The organism is Archangium sp., from assembly GCF_036277355.1.
GTDB lineage: Bacteria > Myxococcota > Myxococcia > Myxococcales > Myxococcaceae > Archangium.
In genome coordinates this window covers 1-12,645 of the sequence record NZ_DASUNC010000020.1, presented here as the reverse complement: position 1 = coordinate 12,645, position 12,645 = coordinate 1, and the positions used below count along the sequence as shown (strand labels likewise).

At 67.7% G+C, this 12,645-nt stretch carries 9 protein-coding genes; 5 read left to right on the top strand and 4 right to left on the bottom strand.

The genetic code is table 11. The features are described 5' to 3' along the window. Nucleotides 1-73: 73 nt before the first annotated feature. On the bottom strand, nucleotides 74-1,984 hold the full coding sequence (locus VFZ09_RS05980) for a M2 family metallopeptidase (RefSeq protein ID WP_329726508.1): 1,911 nt from the start codon (nucleotides 1,982-1,984) through the stop codon (nucleotides 74-76). A gap of 210 nt (nucleotides 1,985-2,194) precedes the next feature. Between VFZ09_RS05980 and VFZ09_RS05975 the strand changes: the two genes are divergently transcribed. The 5 genes from VFZ09_RS05975 to VFZ09_RS05955 all read left to right on the top strand — a co-directional run bounded on the left by VFZ09_RS05975 (nucleotide 2,195) and on the right by VFZ09_RS05955 (nucleotide 7,391). After that, nucleotides 2,195-2,725 carry a DUF3105 domain-containing protein gene (locus tag VFZ09_RS05975; protein WP_329726507.1) on the top strand — a complete coding sequence of 177 codons (531 nt, stop codon included), beginning with the start codon at nucleotides 2,195-2,197 and terminating at the stop codon, nucleotides 2,723-2,725. Then, on the top strand, nucleotides 2,722-3,825 hold the full coding sequence (locus VFZ09_RS05970; RefSeq protein ID WP_329726506.1) for a heparan-alpha-glucosaminide N-acetyltransferase domain-containing protein: 1,104 nt from the start codon (nucleotides 2,722-2,724) through the stop codon (nucleotides 3,823-3,825). The genes VFZ09_RS05975 and VFZ09_RS05970 overlap by 4 nt, the downstream gene beginning before the upstream one ends. Nucleotides 3,826-3,885: 60 nt before the next feature. Continuing rightward, nucleotides 3,886-5,712: a vWA domain-containing protein gene (locus VFZ09_RS05965; RefSeq protein WP_329726505.1), complete on the top strand. Its 1,827-nt coding sequence runs from the start codon at nucleotides 3,886-3,888 to the stop codon at nucleotides 5,710-5,712. A gap of 235 nt (nucleotides 5,713-5,947) precedes the next feature. After that, the gene (locus VFZ09_RS05960) at nucleotides 5,948-6,820 is read left to right on the top strand and encodes an AHH domain-containing protein (protein WP_329726504.1); all 873 of its coding nucleotides are present in this window, start codon (nucleotides 5,948-5,950) and stop codon (nucleotides 6,818-6,820) included. Between the two features lie 13 nt (nucleotides 6,821-6,833). Then, nucleotides 6,834-7,391 carry an imm11 family protein gene (locus tag VFZ09_RS05955; protein WP_329726503.1) on the top strand — a complete coding sequence of 186 codons (558 nt, stop codon included), beginning with the start codon at nucleotides 6,834-6,836 and terminating at the stop codon, nucleotides 7,389-7,391. Between the two features lie 181 nt (nucleotides 7,392-7,572). On the opposite strand, the gene VFZ09_RS05950 is transcribed toward VFZ09_RS05955, so the two are convergent. The 3 genes from VFZ09_RS05950 to VFZ09_RS05940 form a co-directional block, all read right to left on the bottom strand. After that, entirely contained in the window at nucleotides 7,573-10,683 is a 3,111-nt protein-coding gene (locus VFZ09_RS05950) for a hypothetical protein (protein WP_329726502.1), read from the bottom strand. Nucleotides 10,684-10,824: 141 nt separating this feature from the next. Next, nucleotides 10,825-11,880: a hypothetical protein gene (locus tag VFZ09_RS05945; RefSeq protein WP_329726501.1), complete on the bottom strand. Its 1,056-nt coding sequence runs from the start codon at nucleotides 11,878-11,880 to the stop codon at nucleotides 10,825-10,827. Nucleotides 11,881-12,069: 189 nt separating this feature from the next. Beyond that, nucleotides 12,070-12,645 (bottom strand): phosphatase PAP2 family protein (locus VFZ09_RS05940; protein WP_329726500.1); only part of this gene is annotated, 576 nt, incomplete at its 5' end.

The window sequence follows — 12,645 nt, the reverse complement described above, 5'->3', positions numbered from 1 at the left end:
GGCTGGTCGGACCCCAACCAGACGGGCGTAAAGTGTAGGCGGGGCCTCTACCCGTGTCTACTCCCGGGATGCCCTACCAGCCGCACTTCTGGCCCTTGTTCTGCTCCTGGAGCCAGGTGCGCAGCGGGGCGAAGTACTCCAGCATCGCCGAGGCATCCATCTCCCGCTGGCCGGTGAGGGCCTCAAGCGCGTCCGGCCAGGGCTTGCTGGCGCCCATCTCGAGCATGGCCTGGAGCCGCTTGCCGGCCTCCTTGTTGCCGTAGATGGAGCACTCGTGGAGGGCGCCCTTCTGGCCCGCGGCCTGGCAGAGCGCGCGGTGGAACTGGAACTGGAGGATGCGCGCCAGGAAGTAGCGCGTGTAGGGGACGTTGGCGGGGACGTGGTACTTGGCGCCCGGATCGAAGTCGTTCTCGGTGCGCTCCACCGGCGCGCGCACGCCCTGGTACTTCTCGCGCAGCGCCCACCAGGCCTTGTTGTAGTCCTCCGGCTTCACCCGCCCGGAGAAGACCTCCCAGCGCCACTGGTCCACCAGCAGGCCGAAGGGCAGGAAGGCCACCTTCTCCATGGCGTCCTTCATCTGCAGGTTGATGAGGCCCTTGTCCCCCTTGGGGACCTCCTTCAGCAGGCCCAGCTGCTTGAGGTAGCCCGGGGTGATGGAGAGGGTGATCGCATCGCCGATGGCCTCGTGGAAGCCGTCATGCGCGCCGGACTGATAGAGCACCGGGAGCTTGTAGTAGTACGTGTAGTAGTAGTCGTGGCCCAGCTCGTGGTGGATGGTGATCAGATCCTCCTCGGTGGGCTTGATGCACATCTTGATGCGCACGTCGTTGTCGTAGGTGATGTCCCAGGCACTGGCGTGGCACATCACCTCGCGGTCCCTCGGCTTGGTGAACTGCGAGCGCTGCCAGAACGTCTCCGGGAGCTGCTTGAGCCCCAGCGAGGTGAAGAAGCTCTCGCCCAGCTTCACCATGCGGAGGGCGTCGTAGTTCTGCCGCTTCAGCTCGGCGTCCACGTCCAGGCTGGGCTGGCCCTTGTAGGGCTCCACCATGGAGTAGATGTTGTTCCACTCCTGGGACCACATGTTGCCGAGCAGGTGCGCGGGAATGGGCTTGCCAGCGGGCACCTTGTCCTCGCCGTACTGCCTGGCCAGCTTGGCGCGCACGTAGCAGTGCAGATCGTCATAGAGGGGCTTCACCTGCCCCCACAGCCGCTGGGCCTCCTTCTCGAAGGCCTCGGGCGGCATGTCGTAGTTGGAGCGCCAGAGCGCGCCGGTGTCCGCGAAGCCGATCTCCCGGGCGCCCTCGTTGGAGAGCTCCACCAGCCGCTGGTAGAGCGGGCGCATGGGCGTCGAGATGGTGTGCCAGCCCGTCCACGCCTCCAGCAGCTCGTCGTAGTTGCGGCTCTTGGCCAGCACATCGGACAGCTCGCCCAGGTCCTTGCACTGACCCTTGCCGTCCTTGCCGCAGTACTTGCCCTTGCCGTAGAGGGCATCGAGCTTCACGGCGACGGCGGCCAGCTCCGCGCGCTTCTCCGCATCGCTCGGCGCGGGCAGCGTGGAGGACACCCGCAGCAGGTGCAGCGTGCGCGAGGTGTCCGCGTCCAGGCCCTGCACGTCCTTGAAGCGCGCGGCCTGCTTGATGGCCTCGCTGACGTAGGCCAGCACCTCCTCGTTGACGAAGGCCGCGATCCGCTCGGTGTCCTCGGTGATGAACGTGGCCTTGACCCAGTCGGCCGTGGCCTGCCGCGTCCACAGACGCTTGAGGTCCGCGTTCAACCGGGCGGCGAACTGGCGCGCGTCCTCGGCGGTGGGCTGCGCGGCCTCGGCGGGCTTCTGGGGCTCCGCGGCGTGCGCGGCGGCGGCGGGGCGCGTCTCCTCGGCGGAGCCGGCGGTGGAGCCATGCGCCGAGGGCGTACAGGAAGTGATGAGCGGGACGACCACGAGGGCCGCGCGCACGAGGGACTTGAAGGGAGAGGTGCTGTTCATGTCGGGGCGCAACCGTAGAGGAAGGCCCTCGGGCAGCGCACCTTCAAAGTGACGGGGGTGTTCACGAGCAGGGCCTCCAAGAAACCGCCCCATCCACGAGGACACAATCCCGCGCCCCCTCCTCCCTCGCCCTCCGGGAGAGGGTCGGGGTGACGGTATCGCGTGTCCCGGGTTGAGCCCATGCGTTGCACCCGTGGTAAGAGGGCCCCGATGTCCCTGTTCCACCGTGCCCTCCCCGCCCTGCTGCTGTCCTCCCTGCTCGCCTGTGGCCCGAGCGACCCCGAGGACTGTTCCCGCTACGGCATCACCCTGTCCCCCCCGCCCGCGACCGCGAGGCACCTCACCTGCACGAGCACCGCGTGCGGAGACGGGCTGAACCCGCCCACGAGCGGGGACCACTGCGGTGACACCGTGCGCTGCCGGGTCCACGACGCCGAGCAGAACCGGTGCGTGTGGCTGCACAACCTGGAGCACGGGCACGCGGTCTTCCTCTACAACTGTCCCGAGGGCTGCCCCGAGATCGTCGCCACGCTGGAGTCCTTGCGTCAGGAGGCGAAGGCCGGCAGCAACGGCGTGATCCGCGCCATCGTCGCTCCGGACTCGCGGATTCCCACGCGTGTCGCCGGCCTGCTGTGGCGGCGCTCCTGGGGTGGGGACGCGCCAGACGCGAACGCCATCCGCTGCCTGCTGCAGCACCAGGACGCCGAAGCCCCCGAACCCGAGCTCGCCTGCCTGCCATGAGTGCCTCCCCCACTTCCGAGCGCGTCCGCGCCATCGACTGGCTGCGCGGCATCGCCGTGCTGTTCATGGTCCAGTGCCACGCGCTGGTGCTGCTGACCCCCGAGCTGCGCCAGAGCAAGACGACGAAGCACCTGCTCATGATCGACGGGCTGGTGGCGCCGTCCTTCCTCTTCGCCGCGGGCTTCGCGCTCGCGATGCTGCTGGTCCGCAGCGCCGCGAGTGGCAAGCGGAGCGAGCGGTTCGGGCGCAACCTGCGCCGGGCCCTGCAGGTGCTCGGCGTGGCCACGCTGGTCAACTGGATGTGGTTCCCCCTGTTCCGCGAGCCGAAGTGGCTGGTGCGCCTGGACATCCTCCACTGCGTGGGATTGTCGCTGCTGCTCGTCCTGCCCGTGGCGGCCTGGCTGGCCTCGAGGCCGCGGGTGCTGCGAGGCGTGGCGCTGGCGCTGGCGCTCGTCGTCTTCTTCCTCTCGCCGCTGGGCGAGGCCGCGCAGGGGCCGTGGGCCTACGTGCTCAACAAGTCCACCGGGGCCGTCTTCCCCCTGCTGCCGTGGCTGGGCTTCACGTGGCTCGGGGCGTACGCGGGGGCCGTGGCCGGTGAGCAGGGCCGCGCGGGGCTCGTCCGGGCCCTGCTGTTCCTCGTGGGGCTCGGGTTCGCGGGCTGGATGGCGGCGGAGCCGCTGCGCGACATGTACCCGGAGCACCGCTTCTTCGTCACCAACCCGTCCAACGCGGCCGAGCGCTGGATGTGGGTGTGCCTGCTGCTGCTCGGGCTGATGGAGTTGGAGCGGCGGACGGCCTCGAATGGGGAGCCCTCCCGGGTGCGCCGCTTCGTGGAGACGTTCGGCACGTCGTCCATGTCCGCGTACTTCTTCCACGAGGCGCTGATCTACTTCCACATCTTCGGATTCTCCTTCGAGAAGATGTGGGGAGGCCGGAGCGGCTGGGGCCAGTACACGCTGCTGACGGTGGTGCTGATCGGCCTGACGTACGGGCTGTGCGTCGGGTTGGACGCGGCCCGGAACGCGGTGCGCCGGGCGGGCCGGTTCCTCGGGGAGACGCTGCGCGAGGGCTTCGGGGAAAAAATCGCCCGGCCCGAATAAACCCAAATCGCGGGTGGTGCGTTCCGAGCGTCCGTTCCCACGGAAACAACCGGAGCGCACATGTCCTCGACCAAGCCGAACCGCCTGACCCGCTGGGGGAGCGCCGCCCTCGCCCTGAGCCTCGTCCCCGCCTGTAGCTACGCGCCCAGCACGAGGGGAAGCGCCGAGCAGTCGGTCGCGTGGCAGTCCCAGACGCGCGAGGCCTCGAAGGAGGAGGCCGCCGCCCCTGCCCCGCCGGAACCCACGCCCGCGCGGGCCGAGTCGGACGACGATGGGGTTATCGCGGCGGCCTCTGAAGCGAAGGCCGATGTCGCCAGGCCGAGCCCGAAGCCGATGCCCGCGAAGCGCGCTGCCCCGGGCACTCCGCAATCCTCCCTCGCCGGGCCGGTGGCGGTGGAACCGATGATGGGCACCGCGGCAGGCGCCCCCGCCACGCCGCCGCCTCCTCCTGCTCCCGTTCGGATGAGCTCGATGCCCGCGGGGGGCATGGCCGTGCAGCAGCCGGAGCCGCAGTCGCAGGGCAACAGCTTCACCCACCACGCCGCCAATGCCTTCACCGAGACGGCGAAGGATCGGTTCTCCACCTTCGCGGTGGACGTGGACACGGCGTCGTACGCGGTGTCGCGCCGCTACCTCAACCAGGGAGCGCTGCCGCCGCACGCCGCCGTCCGGGTGGAGGAGTTCGTCAACTACTTCAAGTACCGCTACGCGCCGCCCGAGCAGGGCGCCTTCACGGTGCACCTCGAGGGAGCGCCCTCGCCCTTCGACGCGAAGCGCCACTTCGTGCGCGTGGGCGTGCAGGGCAAGGTGGTGTCGCGCTCGCAGCGCAAGCCCGCGCACCTGGTCTTCCTGGTGGACACCAGTGGCTCCATGAGCCAGCCGGACAAGCTGCCGCTGGCCAAGGAGGCGATGAAGCTGGCGGTGAAGAACCTCAACGAGAACGACACGGTGGCGCTCGTCACCTACGCGGGCAGCACGCGGGACGTGCTCTCGCCCACGCCGGCCACCAACCTGGAGGCCATCTACAAGGCCATCGACACGCTGGAGTCCGGCGGTGGCACGGCCATGGGCTCGGGCATGCAGATGGCCTACAAGCACGCGGTGAAGAAGGCCTCGGGCAACGCGGTGTCGCGCGTGGTGGTGCTCACGGACGGTGATGCGAACATCGGCCCCAACGTCTCCGCGGATGCCATGCTCAACAGCATCCAGGGATTCGTGAAGGAGGGCGTCACCCTGTCCGCCATCGGCTTCGGCATGGGCAACTACCGGGACGACCTGATGGAGAAGCTGGCCGACAAGGGCAACGGCAACTGCTTCTACATCGACAGCTACAAGGAGGCGAGGAAGGTCTTCGAGACGCAGCTCACCGGGACGCTGGAGGTGATCGCCAAGGACGTGAAGATCCAGGTGGAGTTCGACCCGAAGGTGGTGAGCCGCTACCGGCTGGTGGGCTACGAGAACCGGGACATCGCGGACAAGGACTTCCGTGACGACAAGGTGGACGCGGGAGAGATCGGCGCGGGCCACAGCGTGACGGCGGTGTACGAGGTGGAGCTGACGGGCGAGAAGGCGCCGCTGGGCACGGTGCGCATCCGCGCCAAGGCGCCCAACGGCACCGAGGCGGCCGAGCAGGCCTTCCCCTTCGAGCAGAAGCTGATGCGGGCGACGCTGGATGGGGCCTCGGCGGACTTCCGCTTCGCGCTGGCGGTGGCGGCCACGGCGGACGTGCTGCGCGGCAGCCCGAGCGCCCAGGGGTGGAACCTGGCCACGATGCAGAAGCTCGCCGAGGGCGCCATCGACGGCCAGGCGGACCGCGAGGAGTTCGCGAAGCTGGTGGTGCGGGCGCGCGGCCTGCTGGGCAACTCCATGGCCCGCGACGGCCGCTGAGCCAACAGAGGCAGGAGGCGGCGGCTTCGATTCCCGCCGCTTCCAGGAGAGGTTGCCTTGAGCTTCAACACCACGCAGCCTTATGTGGCCCTCGCGCAGGGGCCAGGCGTGCACTCGCCGTGGGCAACCGGGTATCGCCGCGCTGGACGAGGAGATGCGCAAGGAGTCAGCCGGGCAGCTTGATGGTGGGTGAGCCCGATGCTCGTTTACGCTCGCGTACTCCAAGGAGACTGAAATGTCAGCGAAGGCAGTCAGGGCATGGCTCGCGGTGGCTGCGCTTCTGCTCGGGACAGGCCCCGCCTACGGCGACACGAGCGCGGAGATCGCCGCGCGTCTGGACCATGCGAAGGCGGCATTGACGGCGACTCGTGGCCAGCTCACGCCGGAACAGTGGGCATTGCTCAGCGGCAAGCTCGCGGGCGCGGAAAAAGCCCTGGCGGACTACAACCAGTTCGTCGCGAACACGGGACGAACGATGGTCACCGCCAAAGCGAGCACCGCGGCAAGCTCCGAGGTTCTCGCGGCCGAAGGCGAGGCCACGGCGGCCCGAAGCACGGTCTCGGTGCTCGGGAGAGTGGGCGTTATCTTCCTCTCCCTGGTCACCATCCAGAGCGATGAGGATCCCACGCTCTATGAATCCCGTCAGAAACGGGTGCTGGAAGAGCAACTCCGGGAAATCGGCCGCGCGGCCGAACAGGTCAAATCGGAAATCGAGCAGGCCAGCAAGTCCCCTGCCCCCAAGCCCGCCCGGCTCGACGAGGAGGAGGAGGACGAGGACGGAGACATCCACCACATCGCCACCAACAAGAATGACACGTCCGACGCCCGTGGAGGGCCGTGGACGCCAAGGTTCCGAGAGATATTCGAAAAGGCGGGAATGACCATGAACGACCCCGCCAACACGGTGAGGGTCAAAGGCCACCGGGGCCCGCATCCCGAGCAGTACCATCGGCAGGTTCGTGACGTATTGAAGCTCGCCACGGATGACTGCGTCGGCGTGGTGCAATGCCGTGAACGACTCACGCGAGCGCTTTGGCGATTGGGCGTGGAGTGCTCGACTCCTGGGACAAGACTGAACCAGTTGATTACAACACCTGCGGCAGGATAGGGATACGCGGCGAATGCGCTACTTCCAACTGATGGACGACGTGAATGTCCCGGGAGGTTGGATACTGGGAACCCCGACCGATGCACGGACGGGCCAGCCTCTAAGTGGCGTATTCCTCAAGGGCCAGCCGCTACGCGTCACCGGTCCTGTTCGAGTTCCCTTCCTCCAGCCCGGAAGAGCGCTCGACTTCTCCCTGGCGGATACAGCACCCGTCGTCCACGCCAAGGTGGCCTCGGTCCTGGCCGAACTGGCACCGACCGACGTACAGCTCATCCCGGCGAACGTTGAGACACAGCCTGAGCAATATTGCCTCTTGAATGTGCTGCGCGTCGTGAAATGTATCGATGATGCCGCTTGCGAAGAGGTCAATCACTGGATGCCCGAAGACGGAGTACCAGAGAAGACCGGGCAATATTTTTCCGTGTACGGCTTGAGGATCGATCCCACTCAAGTCGGAGGCGTACACCTCTTCCGTCCCTGGGGATGGGAGATTGCCCTCATCGTCTCGGAGCGCATCAAGGAGGCGATGCAACGACTGGGCGTGACGGGCGCCCGGTTCGACGAGGTTTGAATCACCCAGACGGTGCCCGCCTGGAAAGACGGGGCTGCTTCATGAAGGGAGTGCCTGGCGCGGGTTCGATTCCCGCCGCTTCCAATCGAGGTTGCCCGCCGCCTTGATCGGACCAGATTGAGACGGACAGGACGCCGAGGCGCCCTGTCCGTCGTCAGTCACCGAGCGCAGAGCCGGGCCCTCAGTCGGCGCGCTCGATGACCTCGGCGATGAGCTGCCGCTGCTCGCGCGCCACACCCTTGATGACGTACCACTGCTCCGGCGTCCCCGAGCTGTACGACTTCGCCTGGCGTACCGCGCGCTCGGCCTTGCTGCCCTTCTTCACGTACATCCGCATCGGCAGCCCGCCGGAGTCGGTTCCCTCGGGGCCGGTGACCGTGAAGGCCGTGTACTCGTCCTTGGAGAGCTCCGGGAGCTGGTACTGGTTGTCGATGCCGCGGATGACGACGCGCATCGCGACGCGCTTGCCCTCCAGGTTGCCCCACGTCGCGGCGCTCTTCGCGGCGTCGCCCCAGGTGACGTCCTCATAGTCGAAGTTCGACTCGGCCCTCGCCACGCCGGTGAAGGAGACCGGCAGGTCCTTCGCGCGCGCGCCGGCGGTCACCTTCGGGTTCGCCGGGAAGAGCTCGAGGGCCTTCTCCCACGGATAGAGCGGCATGAAGCCGGACGGTCCCTGCCCACCGGTGGCGAGCACCGGCTGGCCGATCATCTCTCGCAGCTGGTTCCAGTCGTCCATCGTCACCTTGCCCGGCACGTAGGCGGTGCGGTTCAGGTAGGCGTCGAACCACTTCTGGTCGACGGGCAGGCCCGCCGAGATGACCTGGTTGCCCGCGAGCTTCTTGAACTTGAAGTCCTTCAGCTGGCCAAAGGTCTTGTCATCGACCGTGACGCTCTCCTGGGGCCGCATCACGTTCGACCAGAGGTTGTGGTTGAACGTGTTGTTCGTGAGCTCCACGTCGGCGGGGTTCGCCATCAGACGGATCGCGTCGTTGTCGGCGAACTCGAAGATGTTCCCGTCGATGATCGCGTTGACCCCGTTCTCCACGGACAGCAGATGTCCGTTGCGGCCATTGCCCTGCCCGAACCGGATGTCCCACGAGAAGGCGACGGTGTTGTTGCGGAAGATGATCGGCGCGGTGCCAAAGCCGCGCTGCACCACCACCGTGCGGGTGTGGTGGTTCATGAAGATGTTGTTCTCGAGCGTGTTGCCGCTGCCGATGCGGACCGCGCCCTCCGCGCCGTTCACGAACAGGTTGTTGCGGACGACGCACTCGGGCTTCGACAGCCACAGGTGCTCGAGCTTCTCCGACTGGTCGTAGTCGAGATCGCCATTCGGCTTGTACTTGTTGTCCGTCGCGCGATCGAACACGAAGCCGTCGACCACCGCGCCGGTGTGGTCATCCGTGCCCTCGACGACGTAGCCATCGCGGCGGCCCTTGTACTCGGCGGGCGAGAACAGGCGCGTCGGGTGCTTCCACGGGTTGCGCTCGCGGAACTGCGCGTCGTACCCGCCGATGAGCGAGATGAAGGGGGCGTCGATCTTCCAGCGGCCCGTCTTGAGCTTCCCGTAGTACTCGCCCTCGGCGACGTGCACGGAGTCACCGCTCTCGACCTTCTCCAGCGCCTGCCATGGATCCTTGAAAGGCTTCTCGCGCGACCCGTCGCCGCCGCTCGCTCCCGCCCGCACGAACCAGTCCCGGCCCTGCGGACGGCTGCTGGCCTTCGCCGCGGCCGCCTCGTAAGGCTCGAGGCTGTCGACGAAGAAGCCCGCCTTCGGGAAGCCCTTCATCACGTAGACGGTGCCCTTGGCGAGGAAGAGCTTCTGCGGAGGGCCAGAGCCTCCCCAGTCGCCGGTCGCGGCATCCGCGACCCGCTGCACGGTGGAGCCCTTCCGGTAGAAGCCGACGAACCGGCCGTAGCTGCCCGTCGGCTCGTGCAGGAACACCCCCGCGTGCTCATCCGGCTTGAACGGGGCCGGCACGCCGCTCACGTTCGCCACCGAGCTCAGCGCGACGACGAGCTCGATCGGCTGGCCCTCCACGCCCTCCGGCTTGCTCAGCCACGCGCTGACCTCCATCCGCTTGTACGCCTTCTCCGGCGCCGCGGCCGCCACCTCCTGGAAGCTGACGGTCAGCGGCTTCACCCGCGCGCCGGCCTGGCCCGCTCCCTTGGGCGCCAGCAGCTTGAGCGCCTTGTCGAGGTCCATCGCCGGGGCCACCCCCGACGGTGGCGTGCCGCCCTTGGCGATCATCGGGAGCCCGAGCGCCTGGCGCGCCTTGTTGAAGTCGTCCATCGTCAGCTTGCCGGGCGTGGCGGCGGTGCGCTTGGAGACCTGGTCCAGCCACGCGGCGTCGATCGGCAGCTGCGGATTCTTCACCTCGTTGTTCGCGACCTTCTTGAAGCCGACCTCCTCGAGCAGGTCCATCTCCTTGTCGTCGACCGGCATGTCCTTGCCGTCGGAGAAGAACTTCAGATTCGAGTAGAGGTTCATGAAGAACACGTTGTCGGCGAGCGTGCTCTTCTCGGGGTTGGCGGTCATGTAGATGCCGTTGCTGTCCGAGAAGGCGATGATGTTGCCGGTGACGGTGGCGTTTGCCTTCAGCGCGAGGCCGGAGCCGTTGTAGGCGCCCTTGCCAGGCTCCTTGAACGACATGGTGAAGGCGATGGTGTTGTTCTTCACCACCGCGACGGCCTGCTTGTCGGTGGTGCTGTTGATGTTGATGCCCCAGTTCACCGCGTTCACCACGAGGTTGTTCTCGAGGGTGGAGCCGGCCGGCGCGACGATGCCGTCGAAGCCCGGGTTCACGATGACGCAGTTGCGCACGATGGCCGGGAGCGCGAACCGCATCGGGCCGTCACAGGACGGGTACTCCTTGCGGCCGAGCTGCTCCGCCGTCTCGTAGGGGCACTGGTCTCGCTGATCGAGGGTGAAGCCGTCGACGACGGTGCTCTTCTTGGCCGACAGCAGCCGCTCCTGCTTCGGGCGGTTCTTGGAGCTCTTGTCCCAGAGCAGCTGGGTCAGGTTCTTCCAGGGATCGCGGCTCTTGAAGTCCGCGTCGTAGCCGCCGAGCAGCTGCAGGTCGTCGACGGGCACCTCCCACATGCCATTGCCGAGCCGGCCGAAGTATTTGCCGCCCGCGACGTGGATGACGTCGCCCGACTGGGCCTTGTCGAGCGCCTCCCACGGATCGCTGAACGGCCGGGCCATCGACCCGTCGCCGTCCGAGCCGGCGCGAACGAACCAGTCGCGCGCCGAGGCCACCGGCGCGAACAGACAGACTGCGACCCCCACCCAAAGCGCAATCGAATTTCTCATGGGGTGCGGGTTCTAGCAGGTTGGCCCGCGGAGGGGGGAGCCGATGACGGAACCGGGTGCCGTGGCTCGGTTCTCCACCGGGTAGCGCATGAGAGAAATGGGGGAACTGTTGAGGCCCTAGGGACAGAGCCGCTCGACCGACTTGATCCGCACCGCTCCGTCGACGTTCGGGTCGTTTGTCTGGTCGCCGATGGCGAGGGTGCCGGTCGCCGTGAAGTTGTTCCGCGTGAGCTTCGTGACGCCGTCAATGCTCACCGTCGCCACCTTCGCGGCATCCACCGCCAGCTCGTAGACATGGTACCCGCCGCCGGTCACCGGGAACGCCGCGGACTGCGTGTCGTCCGACCAGCCGATCGCCGCGTTGTCGAGGTAGAGCATCTGCGCACGATCCGTGCCGTTGCCGAACGGCGGCGTGAAGCTCCCCATGATGGCCGCGCCGCTGTCGAGCGAGTTGTGGTTGTTCACCGACTCGACCTGCATCGTCACGTGGAGCTTGAACGGCTTCGCTGCGTCGAATGCGTTCGGCCGCGTGATGAGCAACTGCCCGCTCGTCGATCCGCCGCTGTTCGTCGACGTCGCGAGGCGAACGTAGTCGGCGCCGTACGTGAGCGAGTTCGGCGTCTGCATGACCGTCGTCCAGCCTTGCGCCGCGATGTCGTCGCCGCCGACCAGCAGCGGAACGCTCGCGCGCGCCGTCCACCTCGTCGTCGAAGCCGCCGGCACGCACGTCTCGCAGGCGTTCGCCGGGTTCGGCGTACCCGCGGCGTGGACCACGCCATCGATGAAGCACTTCGGGCTGCACACGCCGGCCGAGCAGACCTGTCCCGGGTTGCACGACGTCCCGTCCGCGCGTTGCGTCCACTGGGTCGCGGACGTCGCCGGCGTGCACTGTTCGCACGAATTCGCCTCGTTCACCGCCCCGGCGGCGACCTGCTTGCCGTCGATCTGACAGAGCGCGACGCAGACGCCGCTCTCACACGCCTCGCCGGTCGCGCAGGCCTTGTCGCAACCACCGCAGTGAGCCGAATCACTCTCGGTGCTCACGCAGGCGCCGCCGCACAGCACGGCGCCGACGCTGTTGCACAGGGGGCGGGAGGTGGGCTCTTCGCCGCAAGCAGCGACGAAGCCGAGCACGACGATGCAGCAGAGAGCAGTAGAGCGGATGGAGACCATGGAGCCTGCTACCTTACGCCACCCCGCGTGGATGCTCGCCCCGTAATCCTTCAACACGTTGTTTGCCCCTCTCGCCGCCGGCGTGTGCGAGAGGGGCAGCGGGTGCCCTGCCAGTCGGTGGGGCGGACAAATCGTATCGGAGAGCCGGCGGCTTCGATGGCCGCCGCCTCCACTCGAAGTGAGCCGCCGCTACTTCTTCTTGTCCTTCTTGTCCCGCCGGCGGCCCAGGGGCTCCTCCTTGGAGGGCGTGGCCGGCGGCGGGGGCACCCCCTGGGCCAGGCTGGCGGTGCTCGGCTTCAGCCCGTTGTTGAAGATGGCCTCGGCGATGCCGAGCCCCAGCGGCACGCCTCCGATGGAGTCGCGCGGCACCACCACGCTGTCGGGATCCGGGTTGAACGTGGCGGAGGGGCCCTTGCCGTCGGAGTCGTAGCCGCCCGTCGTGCCGTCGAACCGCCAGTGCACCCCCAGGTAGACGCGGCTCACCGAGTTCTCGACGATCGCCTGCAGCAGGCTCGCATAGCGGCGGACGTGCCGGGTGCGCACGCTGCCATCGACATCCCGGCTCACCCCGTCGAACTCCTCCGAGATGAAGTCGAAGCCGACGTCATCGCTCCCGTCCGGGTTGAGGGTGGCCTTGCCAATCGACGCGAGGTAGAGGCGCGTGATGTGCAGGACGGCCGCACCGAAGGTGGCATGGCCCGAGGGATAGGCCGGGAAGTTGGGCGTGAAGCCCGTCGTGGTCAACTCGTTCGTCTTGGGCGCGCC